This window comes from Streptomyces sp. NPDC096152 (genome assembly GCF_044763235.1).
In the GTDB taxonomy this organism is placed as follows: Bacteria; Actinomycetota; Actinomycetes; order Streptomycetales; family Streptomycetaceae; genus Streptomyces.
Window position 1 is genome coordinate 1 of the sequence record NZ_JBIWFW010000001.1, and the last position, 23,090, is coordinate 23,090.

Genomic DNA, 23,090 nt, shown 5'->3' on the forward strand with positions numbered 1-23,090 from the left:
GTTGATAGGCCGGATCTGGAAGCACGGTAACGTGTGGAGGTGACCGGTACTAATAGGCCGAGGGCTTGTCCTCAGTTGCTCGCGTCCACTGTGTTGGTTCTGAAACCACGAACAGCCCCGCCCGTAATGGGTGGTGTGGCGTTCACAGTTTCATAGTGTTTCGGTGGTCATAGCGTGAGGGAAACGCCCGGTTACATTCCGAACCCGGAAGCTAAGCCTCACAGCGCCGATGGTACTGCAGGGGGGACCCTGTGGGAGAGTAGGACGCCGCCGAACAATTTTTGGGAAAACCCCGCACCTCACGGTGCGGGGTTTTCTGCGTTTTGGCCCGGATAACGAGAATGGGGCCGACGGCCGGAAAGCCCGGCCGTCGGCCGACCGATGGGGATCTCACAGCCGACCCGCCGCTTTCAGTGCGAGGTAGGCGTCCGCGAGAGCCGGCGCCAGGTCGTCCGGTGTCGCGTCGACGACCGTGACGCCGTGGCGGCGGAGCTGCTCGGCGGTGCGATGGCGTTCGGTCCGGGCCTGGGCCGCCGCGGCGGCTTCGTAGACGGCCTCCGCCTTGCCCCGGCCCGTGGCCATCCGGGCCACATGGGGATCCGCCACCGAGGCCACCATCACCGTATGGCGCTGGGTGAGCTGCGGGAGGACCGGCAGCAGACCCTCCTCGACCGGGGCGGCGTCCAGGCTGGTCAGCAGCACGATCAGCGAGCGGCGCGGAGCCGTGCGCAGTGCTGTGGCCGTGAGCCCCCGGGCGTCCGTCTCGACGAGAGCCGGCTCCAGCGTGGCCATGGCGTTCACCAGCGACGGCAGGAGGTCGCCCGCCGCACGGCCCTGGACGAGGGCGCGCATCCGCCGGTCGTAGGCGAGCAGGTCGACGCGGTCCCCGGCGCGGGAGGCCAGCGCCGCGAGCAGCAGGGCGGCGTCCAGCGACGCGTCCAGCCGAGGGGCGTCGCCCACCCGGCCCGCGGAGGTGCGGCCGGTGTCGAGAACGAGGAGGATGTGGCGGTCGCGTTCCGGACGCCAGGTGCGAACGGCGACCGAGGACTGGCGGGCCGTGGCGCGCCAGTCGATCGACCGGGTGTCGTCGCCGGGGACGTACTCGCGCAGGCTGTCGAACTCCGTGCCCTCGCCGCGGGTGAGCAGGCTGGTGCGGCCGTCGAGCTCACGGAGCCGGGCGAGCTTGGCCGGCAGGTGCTTCCTGCTGGTGAACGGGGGCAGCACGCGGACGGTCCAGGGGACCTTGTGGGCGCCCTGGCGGGCAAACAGCCGGAGAGGGCCGTAGGAGCGGACGGTGACGCGGTCGGCCTGGCGGTCGCCGCGCCGGGTGGGGCGCAGGTGGGTGGTGACACGGCGGCGTTCGCCGGGCGGCACCGTGAGGCGGTGCCGGGAAGCCTCGGTCTCCGTGCCGGGCAGCCAGCTGCTGGGCGGCCAGGCGTCGCGCAGCTCGGCGCGCAGAGGGCGACGGGACGGGTTGCCCACGGTGAGCGTGACGTCGGCGGACTCGCCCAGGCGTACGGAGGTGTCGCCGGAGCGGGTCAGGCCGAGGCGGCGTACCGGCGCGGCGAGGGCGTAGTCGCAGGCGCAGGCGACGGCCAGCGGCGCGTTGACCGCCAGGATGCCCGCCCAGCCGGGACCCCAGATGCCGACCGGGAGCGAGCCGAGTGCCGCGAGGAGCGCGGCGCGTCCGGTGAGGGCCATCAGCGGGGGACCGGCACGTGGGCGAGGATCGCGTTGATGACGGAGTCGGCGGTCACGCCCTCCATCTCCGCCTCCGGGCGCAGCTGCACGCGGTGGCGGAGGGTGGGCAGGGCGAGGGCCTTCACGTCGTCGGGTGTGACGTAGTCGCGGCCGGTCAGCCAGGCCCACGCACGGGATGTCGACAGCAGGGCCGTGGCCCCGCGCGGGGAGACACCGAGGGTGAGGGACGGCGATTCGCGGGTGGCCCGGCAGATGTCGACCACGTAGGCGGTGATCTCGGGGGAGACGGTGGTCTCGGCGATCGCGGCGCGTGCGGCGTCCAGGTCGGCGGGCCCGGCGACGGGGCGTACGCCGGCGGCGCGCAGGTCGCGCGGATTGAAGCCCCCGGCGTGCCGGGCGACGACGTCGATCTCGTCCTGGCGGGACGGCAGAGGGATCGTCAGTTTGATCAGAAAGCGGTCCAGTTGGGCCTCGGGCAGCGGGTAGGTGCCCTCGTACTCGACCGGGTTCTGAGTGGCGATGACCAGGAACGGCTCGGGGAGCGGGCGCGGGGTTCCGTCGACGGTGACCTGGCGCTCCTCCATGGCCTCCAGCAGCGACGACTGGGTCTTCGGCGGGGTGCGGTTGATCTCGTCGGCGAGGAGGAGGTTGGTGAAGACCGGGCCGGGCTGGAAGGAGAACTCGGCGGTGCGGGCGTCGTAGACGAGCGAGCCGGTCACGTCGCTCGGCATGAGGTCCGGGGTGAACTGGACGCGCTTGGTGTCGAGTTCGAGCGCGGCGGCGAGGGTGCGGACGAGCAGGGTCTTGGCGACTCCGGGCACGCCTTCGAGAAGGACGTGTCCGCGGCAGAGCAGGGCGACGACGAGGCCGGTCACGGCGGGATCCTGGCCGACCACGGCCTTGGCGATCTCGGCGCGCAGGGCCTCCAGGGAGGACCGCGCGGGGCCGGCGTCCCCAGGGTGCCCGGCGTTGTCGGTGGTCGGGTCCATCATGGACGGCGTACCTCTCTTTCGAGGGCGTCGAGTTGGTCGGCGAGGGAGACGAGGGCCGCGTCGTCGCCGGGCGGCGGGCCGAAGAGGAGGGAGTGCAGGGACTGTCGGTCGCCGTGGAGGTGGGCTGACAGCGCGGGGAGCAGGGCCTCGGGCGCGTGCGCCTGGGCCACGGGCACGCCGACCAGGGGGGCGAGGCGGGTGCGGGTGGTGGAGCGCAGAGCGTCGGCCGCGCGGTCGCGGGCGTTCGCCTTGCGGTAGAGGCGGGCGCGGCCTTCGACGGTTTCGGAGGCCCGGATCGCCACGGGGAGTCTTTCGGGCACGAGGGGGCCGAGCCGGCGTGCCCGCCACAGGGCGGCCAGGGCCGCGGCGACGAAGAGCTGGAGTGTGGCCCACAGCCAGCCGGAGGGGAGCAGGTCGAAGAAGCTGCGGGTGCCCGTGTCGGGGGCCGGTTCGTCGGCGAGCGAGGGGAGGTACCAGACCAGATGGGGGCGGGAGCCGAGGAGTTGGAGGGCGAGCGAGGCGTTGCCCTGCTTGTCGAGGCGGGTGTTGTAGAGGATGTCGGGCGCGCCGAGGACGACGGTGTCGCCGCCCTTGGCGGACCGCGGCAGGAGCAGCAGGGTGGGCAGGCCGTCGCTCGGGTAGCAGGAGCCGGCGCCGGGGACGGTGGCCGAGTAGCGGAGGCCGCCGCCGGTCTCGGCGCTGCCCGCGCGCCGGGCGGCGGGCAGCGAGCAGCCGGGGGAGAGGGTGGTGTCGAAGCTGGGGGCGCCGGCGGCGATGACACCGGGGGCCAGTCTGCCGACGGACGGGGTGTCGGGGGCGACCAGGACGGTGCGTCCGCCGGATGCGGCGGTGGCGGTGTAGAGCCGGGACTGCTGATTCTTGGTCAGCAGGTCGGGGACGGCGACCAGAAGGGTGGTGTCGGGACCGGCCGCGGCGCGCGCCTGGCCGAGGGTGGTGACCGTGCGCGTGGACACGCCGTGGTCGGCGAGCAGCGCGGTGACGGCGTGACTGCCGTAGGGGTCGGCGGAGCGCGGGTCGAGACGGCCGTGCTGGGTGCCCGAGTGGAGCAGGGCGAAGGCCACGGCGCCCGCCAGCAGGAGCACGAGCGCGAGCAGGATGCCTCGCGTGCGGGTCCACATCTGGCGGGTGGTGGGCGAGGCCGAGGTGGACGGGAGCGTGGCCTCGGTGGTCATCCGGCGGCTCCCTGGCGGGCGTTGCGGGCGACGCTCGGGTCGCTGCTCGCGGTCTGTGGCCTGGTGCGCTCCAGGTCGCGGTCGAGTTCGGCGATGCGGTGGTACGACTGCTCGCTCGCCCCGCGCCCGCCGTATGTGACGTCGTCGAAGTCCCGGGCGGCCGCGCGCAGTCGGTCCGTGTGGGCGGGCAGGGAGCGGCCGGCCTCGGCGGCCGCCTCGTCAGCGGTGCGGCCGGGGCGGACGTCGAGGAGGGCGCGTTCCTCCAGGGAGCGGACGATGGCGCGCATCCGTTCCTGCACGGCCTGGCTCCAGTGGCCCTGGGCGGCGTGCGCCTCGGCGGCCGCGCGGTGCTCGGCGGCGCTGCGGGGCCGGTCGTCGAACAGGGCGGCGGACGAGGCGGCCTCGCGGCGCGGTGTGCCGAGCCGCCACCAGAGTGCGGCCAGCACCAGCAGTACGGCCACGAGGAGGACGACGAGGCCGAGGGTGCCCCCGGGTGCCGCGGCCGAGGCGGTGTCGAAGAGCTTGGCGACCCAGTCCCAGAAGGCGTTGAGGGCCCGTTGCAGCAGGCCGGGGTCGTTCTCGTGGTACATGCGCTTGGACAGCTCGCGCCGGGCCGCCTCCCGCGCGGGATCACGCGGGATGGTCACCGGCGGCTCTTCGCCGCCGGCGCGCGCCAGTGCCAGGGCGGCTGTGCCGCGGGCGCGCCCCAGCGCTCGTACGCCCGTGTCGGCCGCCCCGGTCAGCGCCGTGAGCGCTCCCCCCGTCAGGCTCACGCCATCAGCTCCCCGAGGAGGTGCTGTCGCCGCCGTAGCCCTGGACACCGGCGGCGCGGGCCAGTTCGAGGTCGAGGGCCTCGCGGCGGATGCGCTGGTCGATGTAGAGGAGCACCGTGACGCCGGCCGAGATGGGAAGCGTGATCGTCGATCCGATCACCGCTCCGACGCCGCTGATCAGGAGGTACGTCCAGCCGAACTCGACGGTGCCGTTGAGGAGGCCGCCGACGCCGTCGCCGCCGAACGCGGAGGCGATGAGGGTGAAGGGGATGACCACGATCGCCGAGATGATGCTCGCGATGAGCACGGCCAGCGACTGGATGCCGCAGACCCGCCACCAGGAGCCGCGGACCAGCTTGGCGGAGCGGCTCATCGCCTTCACGATGCCCTGCTTCTCCAGCATGAGAGCCGGGGAGGCGAGGGCGAAGCGGACGGCCAGCCACAGCGCGACGACCGCGGCGCCGAGGCTGCCCAGGACGGCGAGCCCGAAACCGGCGGCGGGCGAGCCGGCGACGGCCACGAGGATGCCGGGCAGCGCGCCGACGCCGATCACGGTGGCGCCGATGAGCAGCAGCAGGAGGATCAGGCCGAACAGCCGGGGCACCTGCGGCCGGGCGTCCCGCCAGGCCTCGCCCGCGGTGACCGGCTTGCCGAGCACCGCGCGGCTGGTGACGGTCGTGAGCAGCGCGGTGGCGAGGACGGTGCCGATCATGGAGACGACGAAGAGCAGGCCGGAGCCGAGCATGGTGTCGCGCATGGCGCCGAGCAGTTCGTGGGGGGTGGCGTTCGGGTCGTTGAGGACCTGAGTGCCGGCGCTCTGGTCGAGGGCGAAGCGCTGCAGCAGGATGACGAGGATCTCGGTGACGACCGCGACGACCAGGGAGATGCCCAGGACCGTGCGCCAGTAGGTGCGCATGGTGGACACCGCGCCGTCGAGGATCTCGCCGACGCCGAGCGGGCGCAGCGGGATCACGCCGGGCTTGGCCGCGGGCGGCGGACCGCCCCAGCCGCCTCCCCAGGCGGCGTATCCGCCGGGACCGCCGTAGCCGCCCGGTGCCGGACCGCCGTAACCGCCGTGGCCGTACCCGCCCGGGCCGCCGTGGCCGCCCTGGCCGCCGCCCGCCGGGGGCGTGCCGCCCCAGCCGGGGCCGGGGGGCGGGGGCGGCGGGGTCGCGCCGGGGGCCGGGGTTCCGGTGGGGGCGGACCACTGACCGGGGGGCGGCTGCTCCTTCGACCACTTCGTGCCGGGGCCCTGCGGCTGCGCGCCAGGCTGGTCCGCGGGCTGTGCGGGGCCGGGACGGCCGGCGGCGTCGGCAGGCCCGGACGCACCGGGTTCCTGCCCGTCGGACGGGGCGGATCCGGGCGAGGCCCAGCCCGGAGTGTCGTTCATCGTCGCTCCTTCACGGTGCCCGTCCGCGGTCGCGGTGGCAGGTTGGCAGCCATCGTGCCATGGGGTGGTCTTCGGCGGATCGGCCGCGGTGGAGGCCGCACACCTTCAATTGTCCGCCCGGTACGGGGCAGACTGACGGCATGGCTGATCAGTACGCGCAGACCCGCGAGGACAACCGGCCGGCCGGGACACCGGCGATCCGCTGGGAGGAGCCGCCCGAGGGCCCGGTCGTGGTCCTCCTCGATCAGACGAGGCTGCCGGCCGAGGAGGTCGAGCTGGTGTGCACGGACGCGCCCGCGCTGGTGGAGGCGATCCGGTCGCTCGCCGTGCGCGGGGCACCGCTGCTCGGCGTCGCGGGGGCGTACGCCGTCGCGCTCGCCGCCGCGCGCGGTTTCGACGTGGACGATGCCTCGGCCACGCTGGCGGCCGCCCGGCCCACGGCGGTCAACCTCTCCGTCGGCGTGCGCCGGGCGCAGTCCGCGCACCGGGCCGCGCTCGCCAGGACGGGTGATCCGCGGCAGGCCGCCGCGGCGGCGCTGGCCGCGGCGCGCCAGCTGCACCAGGAGGACGCGCGGGCCAGTGCGCGGATGGCCGAGCACGGGCTGACGCTGCTGGACGAGCTGGTGCCCGGCGGCGGGCACCGCCTGCTCACCCACTGCAACTCCGGGGCGCTGGTGTCGGGCGGGGAGGGCACGGCGTTCGCGGTGGCGCTCGCCGCGCACCGCGCGGGCCGGCTGCGGCGGCTGTGGGTGGACGAGACCCGGCCGCTGCTGCAGGGCGCCCGGCTCACGGCGTACGAGGCGGCGCGCAACGACATGGCGTACACGCTGCTCACCGACAGCGCGGCGGGTTCGCTGTTCGCGGCCGGCGAGGTGGACGCCGTGCTGGTCGGCGCGGACCGCATCGCCGCCGACGGGTCGGTGGCCAACAAGGTCGGCAGCTACCCGCTCGCGGTGCTGGCGCGCTATCACCACGTGCCGTTCATCGTGGTCGCGCCGGTGACGACGATCGACCTGGAAACGCCGGACGGGGCGTCCATCGAGGTCGAGCAGCGCCCCGGGTACGAGGTCACCGAGATCATCGCGCCCCAGGTCCCGGTGATGGGCGCCGGCGGGGGCATCCCGGTCGCGCCGCTCGGTACGCAGGCGTACAACCCGGCGTTCGACGTGACCCCGCCGGAGCTGGTGACCGCGATCGTGACGGAGGAGGGCGCCGTGTCGCCGGTGACCGCCAAGGCTCTCGGCGAGCTCTGTGCCCGCTCGCGGCACGAGAGGGTCGGCTAGCACGGACGTCGTACGGATCGCGTGATCGGGCCCTGCCACCGGGGGCGTCCCACCCCCGGTGGGCGCCTCCCGCGCCCCGCCGGCATCCCCGGCCCCGGACCGAGGGCAGACAGTAGCGGCTCCATACGACTATCGTCACGGGCCAGTGACGTGCCTCACCAGTAGCTTCGTCACTGTTACGAGAATGGGATGATGTCGTTTATGAAGGGACGAGTCCTTGTCGTCGACGACGACACCGCACTGGCCGAGATGCTCGGCATTGTGCTGCGTGGTGAAGGTTTCGAGCCGTCTTTCGTAGCCGACGGCGACAAGGCGCTGGCCGCTTTCCGCGAGACCAAGCCCGATCTGGTGCTGCTGGACCTGATGCTGCCCGGCCGGGACGGCATCGAGGTGTGCCGCCTGATCAGGGCGGAGTCCGGGGTGCCGATCGTGATGCTGACGGCCAAGAGCGACACGGTCGACGTGGTCGTCGGCCTGGAGTCCGGCGCCGACGACTACATCGTGAAGCCGTTCAAGCCCAAGGAGCTGGTCGCCCGTATCCGGGCGCGGCTGCGCAGGTCGGAGGAGCCCGCGCCCGAGCAGCTCGCCATCGGTGACCTCGTCATCGACGTGGCCGGGCACTCGGTGAAGCGGGACGGGCAGTCGATCGCGCTGACGCCCCTGGAGTTCGACCTGCTGGTCGCCCTGGCCCGCAAGCCGTGGCAGGTGTTCACCCGTGAGGTGCTCCTCGAGCAGGTCTGGGGCTACCGTCACGCGGCCGACACCCGCCTGGTCAACGTGCATGTCCAGCGGCTGCGTTCCAAGGTCGAGAAGGACCCGGAGAAGCCGGAGATCGTGGTGACCGTCCGCGGTGTCGGCTACAAGGCCGGGCCGAGCTGACGTGTCCGGGGACAGTGCCGCTTCGCCGCCCGGGCGGACCGGGGCCGGCGCGCGGCGGCCTGTCGGCCGGACCGGCGGCTCCCGCTGGGCGCGCCTGCTGGAGGGCGGGTTGCTGAACGGCGGCGTGCAGGGCAGTCCGGTCCTGCGTCTGTTCATGCGCTGGGTGCGCCGTCCGCTGCTGCCCGTGATGCGGCTGTGGCGGCGCAACATCCAGCTCAAGGTCGTCGCCACCACGCTGCTGATGTCGCTGGGCGTCGTGCTGCTGCTGGGCTTCGTCGTCATCGGCCAGGTGCGCAACGGCCTGCTCGACGCCAAGGTGAAGGCGTCGCAGAGCCAGGCCACCGGCGGATTCGCCGTGGCCAAGCAGAGGGCCGACGAGGCGGCGAGCGGCACCGGCGACAACGGCTCGGCCGCCGACGGCCACGCCTCGCAGAACGTCATCCAGTGGATGAGCGACCTGGTGTCGTCCCTCTCCAGCGGCGGCCAGGGCGCGTTCGACGTGGTCACGCTCCCCGCGGGCGACGACAGCGGCGGCGGGCGCGGCCCGCGCTCCTCCGGCGACGTGGACCCCACCGCGAGCGTGCCCGAGGACCTGCGGGCGCGGATCAACGGCAGCACGGTGGCCGCCCAGAGCTACACCCGGATCCTCTACAAGGACGGCGGCAAGGAGTCCCAGCCCGCCCTCGTCATCGGCAAGCAGGTCAACGACCCCAACGGCGACCCGTACCAGCTCTACTACCTCTTCCCGCTCACCCAGGAGGAGAAGTCGCTGAGCCTGGTCAAGGGGACCCTCGCGACGGCCGGCCTCTTCGTCGTCGTACTCCTCGGGGCCATCGCGTGGCTCGTGGTGCGGCAGGTCGTCACACCGGTGCGGATGGCCGCGGGGATCGCGGAGCGGTTGTCCGCGGGGCGGCTGCAGGAGCGGATGAAGGTCACCGGCGAGGACGACATCGCGCGGCTCGGCGAGGCCTTCAACAAGATGGCGCAGAATCTGCAGCTGAAGATCCAGCAGCTGGAGGACCTGTCGCGGATGCAGCGCCGGTTCGTCTCCGACGTCTCCCACGAGCTGCGCACACCGCTGACGACCGTGCGGATGGCGGCCGACGTCATCCATGAGGCACGGGTGGACTTCGACCCGGTGACCGCGCGGTCGGCGGAACTGCTCGCCGACCAGCTCGACCGGTTCGAGTCGCTGCTCGCGGACCTGCTGGAGATCAGCCGCTTCGACGCGGGCGCGGCGGCGCTGGAGGCCGAGCCGATCGACCTGAGGGAGGTCGTGCGCCGGGTCGTCAGCGGGGCCGAGCCGCTCGCCGAGCGCAAGGGCACGCGGATACGCGTGGCCGGCGACCAGCAGCCCGTGGTCGCCGAGGCCGACGCGCGGCGCGTGGAGCGCGTCCTGCGCAACCTCGTCGTCAACGCCGTGGAGCACGGCGAGGGCCGGGACGTCGTCGTGAAGCTCGCCGCCGCCGGCGGCGCGGTCGCGGTCGCGGTGCGCGACTACGGCGTCGGGCTCAAGCCGGGCGAGGCGACCCGTGTCTTCAGCCGCTTCTGGCGGGCCGACCCGGCACGCGCGCGGACCACCGGCGGCACCGGCCTCGGGCTGTCGATCGCCCTGGAGGACGCCCGGCTGCACGGCGGCTGGCTGCAGGCCTGGGGCGAGCCGGGCGGCGGCTCGCAGTTCCGGCTGACGCTGCCGCGGACCGCGGACGAGCCGCTGCGGGGCTCGCCGATCCCGCTGGAACCCAAGGACTCGCGGCGCAACCGCGGCCTCGACGACGCCGGTCTGCCGCGCGGCGGCGACAAGCTCGCCACGGTGCCGGCGCAGGCGTCGGGCGAGCATACGGCGCTCCCGGCACGGGACCCGCTCGCGTCCCGGTCGGCCGCGGCGGCCCCCACGGCCGACCCGACGGCGCTGCCGGGCAACGGCGCGCGCGTGGTGCCCCGTCCCGCCTCGGGCGTACGGCGACCGGAGGCCCTGCCCGCCGCGGACAGGGCGGGCAACGACAGCACGAGCCCCACGGAACCGGGGGGAGCCGGGCCGCGGGGCGCGCAGAAGCAAGGGGAGGCATTTCGTGGGCGCTGACCGCGAGGGGGGCGCGCGGCGGCGGCCGATACGCGCGGTGGCGTACGCCGCTTGCGGGGTCGTACTGCTGGCGGGATGCGCCTCGATGCCCGACAACGGTGATCTGCGGGACGTCGAGTCCACCCCGCGCCAGGACGCCCAGGTGCGCGTGTTCGCCATGCCGCCCCGGGAGGACGCCCCGCCCGTGGAGATCGTCCAGGGCTTTCTTGAGGCGTTGACCAGCGACGATCCGCAGTACGCGACGGCCCGGCAGTATCTGACGCCGACGGCCGCGCAGCAGTGGAGGCCCGAGCGGTCCACGACCGTGCTGGCGGGTGGGCCGGACATCCAGGTCGACCACAGCATCGGGCGGGACGACACCGACGACTACGCGTTCAGGCTGACCGGCAGCAAGGTCGCCCGGGTCGACGCGCAGCAGGCCTACACCCCGCTCGGCGGCGACTACGGCGAGCCCGTGCACCTCAGGCGGGACCGCAAGACGAGGCAGTGGCGCATCGACGGGCTGCCCCAGGGCGTCGTCATGGGGCAGTCGGACTTCCAGCGCAACTACATGTCCGTCAACAAGTACTACTTCGCCTCGAACACCTCGAGTGCCGCCGGCGCTTCGGGTGCGGCGGACGCCCCGGCCGCGTCCGGGGAGCACGCGACGGCGGTCGCCGACCCGGTGTACGTGCGCCGGCGGGTGGACGCGATGACGCAGATGGTGCGCTCCCTCCTCAGCGGGCCGACGCGCTGGCTGGGGCCCGTGGTCAGGTCGAGCTTCCCCACCGGTACGGCGCTGCGCAAGGGCGTGACCTCGCTGACGCCCGACGACCAGAACAAGCTGACCGTGCCGCTGAACGAGAAGGCCTCCCGGGTCGGGCACGAGAAGTGCGTGGAGATGGCGACGCAGCTGCTGTTCACGCTGCAGAACGTCACCCCGACCGTGGACACCGTGGCGCTGCAGCGAGCCGACGGCACGTCGCTGTGCACGCTCGGCGAGGGCCGTGCCGAGGCCGTCGCCACCCGCGGGTCGGTGAAGCAGCCCGAGTTCCTGTACTTCGTCGACGACAAGGACCGGCTCGTCCGGATCGCCGGCGGCAGCGCCGACACGGCCGCCAATCCGGTGCCGGGTGCGCTCGGCGAGGGCACACGGAAGCTGCGGTCGGCGGCCGTGTCGTGGGACGAGCAGAGCGCGGCCGGGGTCGGCCTCGACGGCAGGTCGCTGTACGTCGGCTCGCTGGTGTCCGGCGGTTCGCTCGGGGAGCCCGTGCTGCAGAGCAGGGGCAGGACCGAGGACGACCGGCTGACGACGCCCAGCTGGGACGCGCGCGGTGACCTGTGGGTGGCCGACCGCGATCCGGCCCGGCCGCGGCTGCTGGTGGCGGAGCAGGGCGCGGGACAGCCGCTGGAGGTGCGGGTCCCCGGGCTGAGCGGGCGTGTCAACGCGGTGCGGGTGGCTGCCGACGGGGTGCGGATCGCGCTGGTCGTGGACAAGGGCGACAAGCGGTCCCTGCTGGTCGGGCGCATCGAGCGGGACGTGAAGAGCGGGGAGCGGCCTACGGTGTCGGTCCTGGAGCTGCGTCCCGCCGCGCCGGAGCTGGAGGACGTGACCGCCGTGTCCTGGGCCGGCGACAGCCGGCTCGTGGTGGCCGGGCGCGAGCAGGGGAGTGTGCAGACGATCCGGTACGTCCAGGTCGACGGCTCCGCTCCGGAGGGGCCGACGCCCGCCGCGCTGACCGGGGTGAAGTCGGTCGCCGCCTCCGAGGACGACCGGCTGCCGCTGGTGGCGTACTCGGAGGACGGCATCGTGCGGCTCCCGTCCGGTGCGCAGTGGCAGCAGGTGGTCAAGAACGGGTCGGCGCCGGTCTATCCGGGGTGACCGGCGGGGCCCTCACCAGGGCCCACTCGTGTGGGTGAATCCCTGGTCGGCGCGGTGGCGGTTGTCCACAGGGTGTTTTCCACAGGGGTGGCCGCGAGGGGGCGGCCTTGGCACAGTGGAGGACATGCGCGGGTGGTGGCGGGACCTCACCGACCTGGTACTGCCGACCGAGTGCGGAGGTTGCGGCAGGCCGCGCACGGTGCTCTGCCCGGAGTGCCGGGCGGCGCTGAGCGGGGCGGTGCCGTGCCGGGTGCGGCCGCTGCCGGAGCCGCCCGGTCTGCCGGCCGTGCACGCGGCGGCTCCGTACACGGACGAGGTGCGGGCCACGCTCCTGGCCCACAAGGAGCGCGGCGCCCTGGCCCTGTCCGGCCCGCTGGGCGCCGCCCTGGCCGGTGCGGTGCTGGCGGCGCTCCGGGCCGGGCTGAAGGCGGATTGCGGGGTGCGGGTGGGTCTCGGGACGAGGGCGGATCCCGGAGCGCGGACGGATCCCGGGGCGGGCGGGCCGGTGCTGCTCGTACCCGTGCCGTCCGCGCGGAGTGCGGTGCGGGCCCGGGGGCACGATCCGGCGCGGCGGATCGCGCTCGCCGCGGCGGGTGAGCTCAGACGGTCCGGGACGCCGGCCCGGGTCCTCGCGGTGCTGCGGCAGCGCCGCGCCGTGGCCGACCAGGCGGGGCTGAACTCCCGACAGCGCATGGGCAATCTCGCGGGTGCGCTGGAGGTGGCCGCCGGCAGTGCCCGGCTGCTGCTCGGCGGTCCGGTCGTGCTCGTCGACGACCTGATGACGACGGGGGCCTCGTTGAGGGAGGCGGCGCGTGCCCTGAATACGGCCGTGTACGTCGCGGAGACCCGGGAAGAGATGGGGGAACGGAAGATCGGAACGGGGTGGAAGGGGGCGAGCTCGGTGTATCGCGCACCGGAAATGGCGAGTGCGCACCGCGCCCGTGAGGTGATCTGCGCGGCCGTCGTCGCGGCCCCGCCGGATTCTTTCGCAATAAACCGGAACTGGCAGTGAAGTTGCGTCGTTGCAGGCAATGAGAGGACCAATTCACCTGATCGGAGGTACGTCGCAGTAGAGGGTGACGTCATCCGTCCGGGCGAGATATGTTCGGTTGGTAGGGAAAGGCGCAGGCCATCCCCGTCATATCCGATTGCCGCGCCGCGGGTTTTTCGCAATCACCCGCGCCGACGGGGTGGAGATCTCGCCCACGGGGGAGGAGGAGGTGGACGTCACCGAGTCCGAGGTTCCGGGCCTGACCGGAACCGGGTGCAAAAGGGAGATGCTCCGCCAGTGGAGCGGAGTGATCCGGGAACGGAGTTCTGCGTGGACATCGTCGTCAAGGGCCGCAAGACCGAGGTGCCCGAGCGGTTCCGCAAGCACGTGGCCGAGAAGCTGAAGCTGGAGAAGATCCAGAAGCTCGATGGCAAGGTGATCAGCCTCGACGTCGAGGTGTCCAAGGAGCCCAACCCCCGACAGGCCGACCGGTGCGACCGAGTGGAGATCACGCTCCGCTCCCGCGGTCCGGTGATCCGGGCGGAGGCAGCGGCCAGCGATCCGTACGCGGCACTCGACCTCGCCGCGGAGAAGCTGGACGCCCGGCTGCGCAAGCAGCACGACAAGCGGTTCTCGCGTCGCGGCGCGCGCCGGATCTCGGCCGCCGAGGTCCCCGACCACGTGCCGGACGCGGCGACGCTGAACGGGAACGGTGTACCGGTCCGGGAGGAAGAGGAAGAGGGCCAGGTGCCCATCAAGAGGATCGGCTCCCTGGAAGTGCAGGGGGACGGGCCGATCGTCGTCCGCGAGAAGAACCACGTCGCCGCCCCGATGACCCTCGACCAGGCTCTCTACGAGATGGAGCTGGTCGGGCACGACTTCTATCTGTTCGTCGACTCCGAGTCGAAGGAACCGAGCGTCGTCTACCGGCGCCACGCCTACGACTACGGCGTGATCCACCTCAGGACGGACACGATGGTCACGCAGGCGCCCCCTCCCGAGGCGGGCGGCACGCTGGGCGGCTGACCCGGCGGACCGGCAGTTGAGACGGTGCCCCTGGAGCGCGCGTGCGCCCCCAGGGGCACCCGTGTGCGACCCCTTCGCGCACTGCTCTGTCACCGCGGCGCCGTCCGAGCATGAAATCATGGCCGCAACGGCTCAACCGATGGGCCGTTGCCTTGGGTTGGCGATGGCGTCGAACAGCAGGCCAAGCCTTCAGGGGGAGGAACGATGGCGGACAGCTTCGGACCGATGCGGGACGAGGATGCCGGCGGCGGCGTCGTCGGCATGGGCCCGGAGGCGGGCACTTCACGCAAGGAGCCGATCAGAGTCCTTGTCGTGGACGACCACGCCCTCTTCCGCCGCGGCCTGGAGATCGTGCTGGCGGCCGAGGAGGACATCCAGGTCGTCGGCGAGGCGGGCGACGGCGCGGAGGCCGTGGACAAGGCCGCCGACCTGCTGCCGGACATCGTGCTGATGGACGTGCGGATGCCGAAGCGTGGCGGGATCGAGGCGTGCACCTCCATCAAGGAGGTCGCGCCCAGCGCCAAGATCATCATGCTGACGATCAGCGACGAGGAGGCCGATCTCTACGACGCCATCAAGGCGGGCGCGACCGGCTATCTCCTCAAGGAGATCTCCACCGACGAGGTGGCCACGGCCATTCGCGCGGTGGCCGACGGCCAGTCGCAGATCAGCCCCTCGATGGCGTCGAAACTGCTCACCGAATTCAAGTCGATGATCCAGCGGACCGACGAGCGACGTCTCGTCCCCGCTCCCCGGCTGACCGACCGTGAGCTGGAGGTCCTGAAACTCGTGGCCACCGGGATGAACAACCGGGACATCGCCAAGGAGTTGTTCATCTCCGAGAACACCGTGAAGAACCACGTGCGCAACATCCTGGAGAAGCTCCAACTGCACTCCCGGATGGAAGCCGTGGTCTACGCGATGCGTGAGAAGATCCTCGAGATCCGGTAGACCCGTCGGCCCCGCCGGCCGTCGCCCCCCGGTCCCCGAGCCGCCGGGGACCCGTCGCCGGCAGCGGTCAGGCGACGGCCCGTGCCAGTTCCCGGACGAGAGGTTCGCGGAGTTCGGACGCGTCCACCCGCTCCACGCGTACGTCCGTGCAGTCCACCCAGCTCGCCGCCTCGACGAGCGCCTGCGCGACGGCGGACACGGCCCGGGCGCCGTCCAGGGTGACCTGCTTCGCCACCAGCGTCCGGCCCTCCCTCGCGGGATCCACCCGGCCGACGAGGCGCCCCCCGGCCAGCACCGGCATGGCGAAGTAGCCGTGCACCCGCTTCGGCTTCGGGACGTACGCCTCCAGGCGGTGGGTGAAGCCGAAGATTCGCTCCGTGCGCGCCCGCTCCCAGATCAGGGAGTCGAAGGGGGACAGCAGCGTGGTGCGGTGGCGGCCGCGCGGGGGCGTGGCGAGCGCCGCCGGGTCCGCCCAGGCCGGCTTGGACCAGCCCTCGACCGCGACCGGGACCAGACCGGAGTCCGCGATCACCGCGTCGACCTGCTCGCCCTTGAGCCGGTGGTAGTCGGCGATGTCAGCGCGGGTGCCGACGCCCAGGGACTGGCCGGCGAGTCCGACCAGGCGGCGCAGGCACTCGGTGTCGTCCAGCTCGTCGTGCAGGAGCGCCTGCGGCACCGCGCGCTCGGCCAGGTCGTACACCCGCTTCCAGCCGCAGCGCTCCACGCAGACCACCTCGCCGTACATCAGGGCGCGTTCGACGGCGACCTTGGTGCCGGACCAGTCCCACCACTCGCTGGTCCGCTTCGCGCCGCCCAAGTCGGTCGCCGTCAGCGGGCCTTCGGCCCGGAGCTGCTTGACGACCTGCTCGTAGGCGCCGTCGGGCAGTTCGTGGTTCCAGTGCGGGCGGTTGCGGTAGGCGCGGCGGCGGAAGGCGAAGTGCGGCCACTCCTCGATGGGGAGGATGCACGCGGCGTGCGACCAGTACTCGAAGGCGTGCGTCCCCTTCCAGTAGGCGTCCTCGACCGTCCTGCGGCCGGCCGCGCCGAGGCGGGCGTAGGGGACCAGTTCGTGGGAGCGCGCGAGGACGGAGATGGTGTCGAGCTGGACCGCGCCCAGATGGCGCAGCACGCCGCGGACGCCGGACCTACGGTCGGGGGCGCCGAGGAGGCCCTGGGCGCGCAGGGCGATGCGGCGGGCCTCGTCCGCGGAGAGGGCGGTGGTGGGACGCGGGGCGGTCGTCATGGGCGGCACCTTAGGCGGTGGCACTGACAGCGCGGCCTGAGCTGCGCCTTCGCCGGCTACACCGGCCGGGTGGGGGCGGGCAGGTACGGCGCCGCCGACGCCAGTTCCAGGTCCGACGGCAGCAGGGAGCCCACCCAGCAGTCCCGGCGCACACCTCTGCTGTTGAGTGCCGAGCGCAGAGTGCCCTCCAGCGTGAACCCCGCCCGCTCGGCCACCGCGCGGGAGGCGGCGTTGCCGACCTCGGCGCGCCACTCCAGCCGGTCGACCGACAGCGCCGTGAAGGACCAGCGGGCGGCGGCGAGGGTCGCCTCGGTGATGTAGCCGTTGCGGCGGTGCTCCTTCGTGGCCCAGAAGCCGACCTCGCCCTCGCCCAGGGAACGCATGGTGATGCCGACCACCCCCGCCAATTCGCCCCCGGGCAGGAAGACCCCGAAGGTGAACATCGACCCGTCGGCCCAGCCCCCGGGGACCATCTCCTCCGTGAAGCCCCGCGCGTGCTCCGGCAGGTACGGGGAGGGGACCGTGGTCCAGCGCTGGATGTCGGGGTCCTGCGCGGCGGCGTACACCGCGTCGGTGTCCTGCGGGCCCACGGTGCGCAGCAGGAGGCGGTCGGTGGTGAGCGTGACGGGTTCCATCGGCCGATTCTGCTCGGGAGGCCCGGACGAACGCCATTCCTTTGCCGCCGGTGAGCGGGCGATCACAATTCGCGCAATTCGCGGCCCCGGCGCGGCACCATCCGCGACCCCCGTCCGTTGTCCCCTGTGAAGGCGCCGCGAAGCCGCCGAGAACCGCCGTCACGGCAGGCCCTCCCGGCTTGGCGGGGTCCTCGCATACGATGGCCGTTGCTCAGTACGTCCAATGGAAACCGACCGTCCCAGGCCCGACCGGCAAGGAGACCAACCCCCGTGTCCGTCCTCTCGAAGATCATGCGTGCAGGCGAAGGCAAGATCCTGCGCAAGCTGCACCGCATCGCGGGCCAGGTCAACTCCATCGAAGAGGACTTCGTCGGCCTCTCCGACGCCGAGCTGCGGGCCCTCACCGACGAGTACCGCCAGCGGTACGCGGACGGGGAGAGTCTGGACGACCTGCTGCCCGAGGCCTTCGCCACCGTGCGCGAGGCGGCCAAGCGCGTCCTCGGACAGCGCCACTACGACGTCCAGATGATGGGCGGCGCCGCGCTCCACCTCGGTTACGTCGCCGAGATGAAGACCGGTGAGGGCAAGACGCTGGTCGGCACCCTGCCCGCCTATCTGAACGCCCTGTCGGGCGACGGCGTCCACATCGTCACGGTCAACGACTACCTGGCCGAGCGCGACTCCGAGATGATGGGCCGCGTCCACCGGTTCCTCGGCCTGAGCGTCGGCTGCATCCTCGCCAACATGACGCCGGCCCAGCGCCGCGAGCAGTACGCGTGCGACATCACCTACGGCACGAACAACGAGTTCGGCTTCGACTACCTGCGCGACAACATGGCCTGGTCGCAGGACGAGCTCGTCCAGCGCGGGCACAACTTCGCCGTCGTCGACGAGGTCGACTCCATCCTGGTCGACGAGGCCCGTACGCCGCTGATCATCTCCGGCCCGGCCGACCAGGCCACCAAGTGGTACGGCGACTTCGCCAAGCTGGTCACCCGTCTGAAGAAGGGCGAGGCCGGCAACCCGCTCAAGGGCCTCGAGGAGACCGGCGACTACGACGTCGACGAGAAGAAGCGCACGGTCGCCATCCACGAGGCCGGTGTCAGCAAGGTCGAGGACTGGCTGGGCATCGACAACCTCTACGAGTCGGTGAACACCCCGTTGGTGGGCTACCTGAACAACGCCATCAAGGCCAAGGAGCTCTTCAAGCGCGACAAGGACTACGTCGTCATCGACGGCGAGGTCATGATCGTCGACGAGCACACCGGCCGTATCCTCGCCGGCCGCCGCTACAACGAGGGCATGCACCAGGCGATCGAGGCGAAGGAAGGGGTGGACATCAAGGACGAGAACCAGACACTCGCCACGATCACCCTGCAGAATTTCTTCCGCCTCTACAACAAGCTCTCCGGCATGACCGGTACGGCGATGACCGAGGCCGCCGAGTTCCACCAGATCTACAAGCTCGGCGTGGTCCCGATCCCGACCAACAAGCCGATGGTCCGCAAGGACCAGTCGGACCTGATCTACCGCACCGAGGTCGCGAAGTTCGAGGCGGTCGTCGACGACATCGCCGAGAAGCACGAGAAGGGCCAGCCGATCCTGGTCGGCACCACCTCGGTCGAGAAGTCCGAGTACCTCTCGCAGCAGCTCAGCAAGCGCGGGATCCAGCACGAGGTGCTCAACGCCAAGCACCACGAGCGCGAGGCCCAGATCGTCGCGCAGGCCGGCCGCAAGGGCGCCGTGACGGTGGCCACGAACATGGCGGGCCGCGGTACGGACATCAAGCTCGGCGGCAACCCCGAGGACCTCGCCGAGGCGGAGCTGCGCCAGCGGGGCCTGGACCCCGAGGAGCACATCGAGGAGTGGGCCGGGGCCCTGCCCGAGGCGCTCCAGCGCGCCGAGCACGCGGTCAAGGCCGAGAAGGACGAGGTCGAGCGCCTCGGCGGCCTCTACGTCCTCGGTACCGAGCGGCACGAGTCGCGCCGGATCGACAACCAGCTGCGCGGTCGTTCCGGCCGTCAGGGCGACCCGGGCGAGTCCCGCTTCTACCTCTCGCTGGGCGACGACCTGATGCGCCTGTTCAAGGCCCAGATGGTCGAGCGCGTCATGTCGATGGCGAACGTGCCGGACGACGTGCCGATCGAGAACAAGATGGTCACCCGCGCGATCGCCTCCGCCCAGTCGCAGGTGGAGACGCAGAACTTCGAGACCCGTAAGAACGTCCTGAAGTACGACGAGGTCCTCAACCGCCAGCGCGAGGTCATCTACGGCGAGCGGCGCCGCGTCCTGGAGGGCGAGGACCTGCACGAGCAGGTCCAGCACTTCATGGACGACACCATCGACGCCTACATCCAGGCCGAGACCGCCGAGGGCTTCCCGGAGGACTGGGACCTCGACCGGCTGTGGGGCGCCTTCAAGCAGCTCTACCCGTGCAAGGTCACCATCGAGGAGCTGGAGGAGGCGGCCGGTGACCGGGCGGGCCTGACCGCGGAGTTCATCGCCGAGTCCATCAAGGACGACATCTACGAGCAGTACCAGGCCCGTGAGGCTCAGCTCGGCTCGGAGATCATGCGTGAGCTGGAGCGCCGGGTCGTCCTGTCGGTCCTCGACCGCAAGTGGCGCGAGCACCTCTACGAGATGGACTACCTCCAGGAGGGCATCGGCCTGCGCGCGATGGCGCAGAAGGACCCGCTGGTCGAGTACCAGCGCGAGGGCTTCGACATGTTCACCGCAATGATGGAGGGCATCAAGGAGGAGTCCGTCGGCTACCTGTTCAACCTGGAGGTCCAGGTCGAGCAGCAGGTCGAGGAGGTCCCGGTCGAGGACGCCGAGATGGTGCCGGAGGGCGTCCAGGAAGCGGTTCCGGCGCAGGCGGGTGCCCGCCCCGAGATCCGCGCGAAGGGCCTCGACGCCCCGCAGCGGCGGGACCTGCACTTCTCCGCGCCGACCGTGGACGGTGAGGGCGGCATCGTCGAGGGCGAGTTCGCCACCGACGACGAGCCGTACCGCTCCGAGTCCGACGGCCTCACCCGTGCGGAGCGCCGCAAGCAGGCCAAGGCGGGCCGTCGCCGGAGGAAGTGACGGCGGCTCCGTCAGGAGCAGCGACCTTCGAGGGCCGGGCATCCCCAGGGATGCCCGGCCCTTCGTCTTCCGGTCCTTCGACGTCCCGCCGGTGGTTCTCAGTCGTCGTCCGGGCGGGGCATCCGGGGGCCGCCCAGTTCCACCGCCGTGCAGCGCCAGCGCAGATCGCGGCCCTGCTCCAGGCGGAAGGCCATGGCGCGCAGTTGTTCGCCGGCGCCGATGCGGGCGAAGGCCTCCAGGGCGCCCGGCCGGGCTTCGTAGTAGCCGATGTCGCGGACGACGGGACGGGTGCCGCGGGCGCGCAGGGGGCCGCGGTCCGCGAGCCAGGCCAGTTCGTCGTAGGCGCGGCCCGCGGTGTGGCGGAGCATCCAGTGCACCGGCCGCTGCCCGCTCAGCACGGCCAGCAGCCGGTCGGCGAAGAGCTCGGCGGTGACCGGGTGGGGGCAGGCACCGGGCCGGCCGGGGGAGGTGCCGCTCCGGCCGGCGTCGGCGCTGCTCCGGCCGGGTGGGGCCGCACCCGGGCCCGGGGCAGTCGCGCTCGGGCCCGGGACGGCGGCGCTGATGCCCGGGGCGGACGAGGGGCGGGTGGCCGTGACTGAGGACGGGCCGGCCGGGGAGGCCGGCGGGCGGGTGTCGGCGGGACGGGTGCGGGTGGCGGGTGTGGCGCGCGGTGGGCCCGGAGGGCGGCTGCCTCCTGCCGTACGGGTGGGGGTGCCGCCGGGTGTGCGGGGCGGGCCGCCGCCGGGGCGGCGGGAGTCGTGACGGCCCGCGGGGCGGGTTCCGGGGCGGCGCTGGTTCCTGGTCATGACCTTGTTCATGGAGTCCCCGATCGAGGTCGCCCGGGTTGTACCGGTCGGTAACTTGCTGTCGAGGATCTTGTACGGGGCCGGGACCGGCGACGGCAAACGCGCCGCGGCCCTGAGCGGCCGACGGACGAATTCACCTATCCGAGTGGTCGCGGTGGCGGAAAAGCCCGAGGGGACGGGGATGTACCGGGTGACGGGGGAGGCGTGAGGTGGACGGGTCCGGGGGTGCGGCCGGGGACCCGAAAGGGGACGGCCGCACGTATCCTGAAGGGCGTCCGGGAGGCGGGTTCGCAGCCGCCCGGAGCCCCTGCGGAACCCACCGACCACGAAAGCGGCCAGCCATGCGCGTCTACGTCCCCCTGACCCTCCCCGGGCTCGCCGAGGCGTACAAGACGGGTGAGCTGGCCGCGGGACCGTTCGTCGCGTACGCGGTCACGCCCGCGCTGCGCGAGTGGTACGTCTCCGACGACATCGAGGAGCTGGAGTACGCGGCGCTCAGCCGGTCCGCGCTGGCCTCGCTGCGTCTTCTCGCGGCGGACCCGGACGCCCCGCGGCGCCGGGTCGTGGTCGCGGTCGACGTGCCCGACGGCGCGGCCGCGGCCGACCCCGACCGTGGGCTCGACCCGGCGGCGCTCGGCGAGGTGCGGGTGGCCGGAAGCGTGCCGCTGGCCAAGGCGGCGGCGGTGCACGTCGACGCCGGCGACGCGGAGGCCGATGTGGCCGCCGCGGCCGGGGCGCTCCAGGCGGCGGACGGGGGCGACGACGACGCGCAGTTCGTCGTGGACGGCGCCGAGGACCACGAGCTGCTGTGGTACGCCACGCAGGAGATCCCCAACCTGGTGGGGCTCGGCGACTGAGCCGCCGGCCGTGCGCCGGGCCCGCCCCGGTACGCTCGTCCGCCGTTCTCTTGTTTGTCGGTGGCGGGGGGTAGGTTCTTGGACATGGGGAAGTCAGGGGCGCACATCGTCTGGGACTGGAACGGCACGCTGTTCCACGACAACGAGGCGATCATCGGGGCGACGAACGCGGCCTTCGCCGAGCTGGGCCTGGAGCCGATCACGCTGGAGCAGTACCGGGCGCTGTACTGCGTGCCGGTGCCGAAGTTCTACGAGCGGCTGCTGGGGCGGCTGCCGACCGAAGTCGAGTGGCTGATCATGGACGAGGTCTTCCACCGGCACTACACCGAGCACCGGGTCCGCTGCGCGCTGACCGACGGCGCGGTGGAGCTGATCACGGGCTGGGCCTCGGCCGGGCACAGCCAGTCGATCCTCAGCATGTACGGGCACGACGACCTCGTGCCCCTGGTCCGGGGCTTCGGCATCGAGGCCCACTTCCTGCGCGTCGACGGGCGTACGGGGCCGTCCGGCGGCAGCAAGGCCGAGCACATGGTGCGCCACCTCGGCGCCCTGGCGGGGGCGGTGCGTGCCGAGCGCACGGTGGTGATCGGCGACGCGGCCGACGACGCGGTGGCCGCGCGGCACGCGGGGGCCCGGGCGGTGCTGTACACCGGCGGTTCGCACAGCCGGGCCAGCCTGGAGGAGGCGGGGGTGCCGGTGGTGGACACCCTGGCGGAGGCCGTCGCCGAGGCGCAACGACTCGCCGCCTGACCGCACGACCGGCCCGCGCCTGGACCTGCACAGACCCGCGCACCCGGCTCGCGCCTGACCGCGCCACCGCCGCGCCTGGCCGCGCAACAGGCCCGCACGACGCGCCTGGCCGCACGACCGGCCCGCACGACCGGTCCGCACGACACCCCTGGCCGCGCGACCGCCCGCGTATGACCGCGCCTGGCTGCGCAACCGCCCGGCGCGACCGCCCGCGTATGACCGCCCCTGGCCGCGCAACCGTCCGCGCATGACCGCGCCTGGCCGCGCCCCACTGCGCCGGGCCGGGCGCCCCACCGCCCAAGGCCGCGCGCCCCGCCGGGACGCCCCGCCGGGACGCGCCCGGCCCGGATACGACGCCCGCGCTTCCGCCGCCCCTGTGCAGATCGTCAAAGTTCGCCCCCTGTATTTGTACACATACGGCTCATGACGGGTCCCCCGTCGGGAGCGATAGCCTGGTGGCGTGATCAGCGCGATAGCTCGCGGAGGCACCGGCGCCTCCGCCCCGCGCCCGGCGTGCACGGACGACATCCGTGACCGGGCGGCACTCGCTGGTCCGCGCGGGCGGGACGGGTCCTCGACGGCCCCCAGGACG

18 protein-coding genes and 2 rRNA genes are annotated in these 23,090 nt (G+C 72.9%); 12 read left to right on the plus strand and 8 right to left on the minus strand.

All coding sequences use genetic code 11. The features are described 5' to 3' along the window. Nucleotides 1-73, plus strand: a 23S ribosomal RNA gene (locus ACIQ9G_RS00005); the annotation flags it as partial. 86 nt (nucleotides 74-159) lie between these two features. Beyond that, nucleotides 160-276, plus strand: a 5S ribosomal RNA gene (gene rrf / locus ACIQ9G_RS00010). A gap of 114 nt (nucleotides 277-390) precedes the next feature. On the opposite strand, the gene ACIQ9G_RS00015 is transcribed toward rrf, so the two are convergent. The 5 genes from ACIQ9G_RS00015 to ACIQ9G_RS00035 are packed head-to-tail and all read right to left on the minus strand — an operon-like array spanning nucleotide 391 to nucleotide 6,049. Then, nucleotides 391-1,701, minus strand: a complete 1,311-nt coding sequence (locus ACIQ9G_RS00015; protein ID WP_403603887.1) for a DUF58 domain-containing protein — start codon at nucleotides 1,699-1,701, stop codon at nucleotides 391-393. Beyond that, entirely contained in the window at nucleotides 1,701-2,690 is a 990-nt protein-coding gene (locus tag ACIQ9G_RS00020; protein ID WP_402441139.1) for an AAA family ATPase, read from the minus strand. Before ACIQ9G_RS00020 ends, ACIQ9G_RS00015 begins: the two co-directional genes overlap by 1 nt. Continuing rightward, nucleotides 2,690-3,886: a DUF4350 domain-containing protein gene (locus ACIQ9G_RS00025; RefSeq protein ID WP_403603890.1), complete on the minus strand. Its 1,197-nt coding sequence runs from the start codon at nucleotides 3,884-3,886 to the stop codon at nucleotides 2,690-2,692. The genes ACIQ9G_RS00020 and ACIQ9G_RS00025 overlap by 1 nt, the downstream gene beginning before the upstream one ends. Next, nucleotides 3,883-4,659, minus strand: a complete 777-nt coding sequence (locus ACIQ9G_RS00030; RefSeq protein ID WP_403603893.1) for a DUF4129 domain-containing protein — start codon at nucleotides 4,657-4,659, stop codon at nucleotides 3,883-3,885. The genes ACIQ9G_RS00025 and ACIQ9G_RS00030 overlap by 4 nt, the downstream gene beginning before the upstream one ends. Before the next feature lie 4 nt (nucleotides 4,660-4,663). Then, a complete protein-coding gene (locus tag ACIQ9G_RS00035; RefSeq protein ID WP_403603896.1) occupies nucleotides 4,664-6,049 on the minus strand; it encodes a glycerophosphoryl diester phosphodiesterase membrane domain-containing protein in 1,386 nt (461 codons plus the stop codon). Nucleotides 6,050-6,189: 140 nt separating this feature from the next. Between ACIQ9G_RS00035 and mtnA the strand changes: the two genes are divergently transcribed. The 7 genes from mtnA (at nucleotide 6,190) to ACIQ9G_RS00070 (ending at nucleotide 15,123) form a co-directional block, all read left to right on the plus strand. Continuing rightward, on the plus strand, nucleotides 6,190-7,332 hold the full coding sequence (mtnA, locus tag ACIQ9G_RS00040) for an S-methyl-5-thioribose-1-phosphate isomerase (protein WP_403603899.1): 1,143 nt from the start codon (nucleotides 6,190-6,192) through the stop codon (nucleotides 7,330-7,332). Nucleotides 7,333-7,521: 189 nt separating this feature from the next. Further along, on the plus strand, nucleotides 7,522-8,211 hold the full coding sequence (gene mtrA, locus ACIQ9G_RS00045; protein ID WP_003975799.1) for a two-component system response regulator MtrA: 690 nt from the start codon (nucleotides 7,522-7,524) through the stop codon (nucleotides 8,209-8,211). Between the two features lies 1 nt (nucleotide 8,212). Continuing rightward, complete coding sequence (gene mtrB, locus ACIQ9G_RS00050) at nucleotides 8,213-10,294, plus strand: MtrAB system histidine kinase MtrB (RefSeq protein WP_403603903.1); 2,082 nt, start codon at nucleotides 8,213-8,215, stop codon at nucleotides 10,292-10,294. Further along, nucleotides 10,284-12,155, plus strand: a complete 1,872-nt coding sequence (locus ACIQ9G_RS00055; RefSeq protein WP_403603906.1) for an LpqB family beta-propeller domain-containing protein — start codon at nucleotides 10,284-10,286, stop codon at nucleotides 12,153-12,155. The genes mtrB and ACIQ9G_RS00055 overlap by 11 nt, the downstream gene beginning before the upstream one ends. 124 nt (nucleotides 12,156-12,279) lie before the next feature. After that, entirely contained in the window at nucleotides 12,280-13,167 is an 888-nt protein-coding gene (locus tag ACIQ9G_RS00060) for a ComF family protein (RefSeq protein ID WP_403603909.1), read from the plus strand. Between the two features lie 309 nt (nucleotides 13,168-13,476). Further along, on the plus strand, nucleotides 13,477-14,172 hold the full coding sequence (hpf, locus tag ACIQ9G_RS00065) for a ribosome hibernation-promoting factor, HPF/YfiA family (protein ID WP_403603912.1): 696 nt from the start codon (nucleotides 13,477-13,479) through the stop codon (nucleotides 14,170-14,172). Between the two features lie 204 nt (nucleotides 14,173-14,376). Continuing rightward, a complete protein-coding gene (locus ACIQ9G_RS00070) occupies nucleotides 14,377-15,123 on the plus strand; it encodes a response regulator transcription factor (RefSeq protein ID WP_356189612.1) in 747 nt (248 codons plus the stop codon). A 67-nt stretch (nucleotides 15,124-15,190) separates the two neighbouring features. Here the strand turns inward: ACIQ9G_RS00070 and ACIQ9G_RS00075 are convergent, their stop codons facing one another. Beyond that, nucleotides 15,191-16,366 carry a winged helix-turn-helix domain-containing protein gene (locus ACIQ9G_RS00075; RefSeq protein ID WP_403603915.1) on the minus strand — a complete coding sequence of 392 codons (1,176 nt, stop codon included), beginning with the start codon at nucleotides 16,364-16,366 and terminating at the stop codon, nucleotides 15,191-15,193. A gap of 56 nt (nucleotides 16,367-16,422) precedes the next feature. Next, nucleotides 16,423-17,001 carry a GNAT family N-acetyltransferase gene (locus ACIQ9G_RS00080; RefSeq protein ID WP_403603918.1) on the minus strand — a complete coding sequence of 193 codons (579 nt, stop codon included), beginning with the start codon at nucleotides 16,999-17,001 and terminating at the stop codon, nucleotides 16,423-16,425. Between the two features lie 270 nt (nucleotides 17,002-17,271). Here ACIQ9G_RS00080 and secA point away from each other — a divergent pair, with 270 nt between their 5' ends. Beyond that, complete coding sequence (gene secA / locus ACIQ9G_RS00085; RefSeq protein WP_403603921.1) at nucleotides 17,272-20,085, plus strand: preprotein translocase subunit SecA; 2,814 nt, start codon at nucleotides 17,272-17,274, stop codon at nucleotides 20,083-20,085. Between the two features lie 98 nt (nucleotides 20,086-20,183). Here secA and ACIQ9G_RS00090 read toward each other — a convergent pair whose 3' ends face one another. Beyond that, nucleotides 20,184-20,903, minus strand: a complete 720-nt coding sequence (locus tag ACIQ9G_RS00090; protein ID WP_403603924.1) for an Rv3235 family protein — start codon at nucleotides 20,901-20,903, stop codon at nucleotides 20,184-20,186. Between the two features lie 329 nt (nucleotides 20,904-21,232). On the opposite strand from ACIQ9G_RS00090, the gene ACIQ9G_RS00095 reads away from it, so the two are divergent. Beyond that, nucleotides 21,233-21,748 (plus strand): DUF6912 family protein, encoded by a 516-nt coding sequence (locus tag ACIQ9G_RS00095; RefSeq protein ID WP_403603927.1) that lies wholly within the window; start codon nucleotides 21,233-21,235, stop codon nucleotides 21,746-21,748. Nucleotides 21,749-21,832: 84 nt separating this feature from the next. After that, complete coding sequence (locus ACIQ9G_RS00100) at nucleotides 21,833-22,498, plus strand: HAD family hydrolase (RefSeq protein ID WP_403603930.1); 666 nt, start codon at nucleotides 21,833-21,835, stop codon at nucleotides 22,496-22,498. The last annotated feature ends 592 nt before the right edge of the window (nucleotides 22,499-23,090 follow it).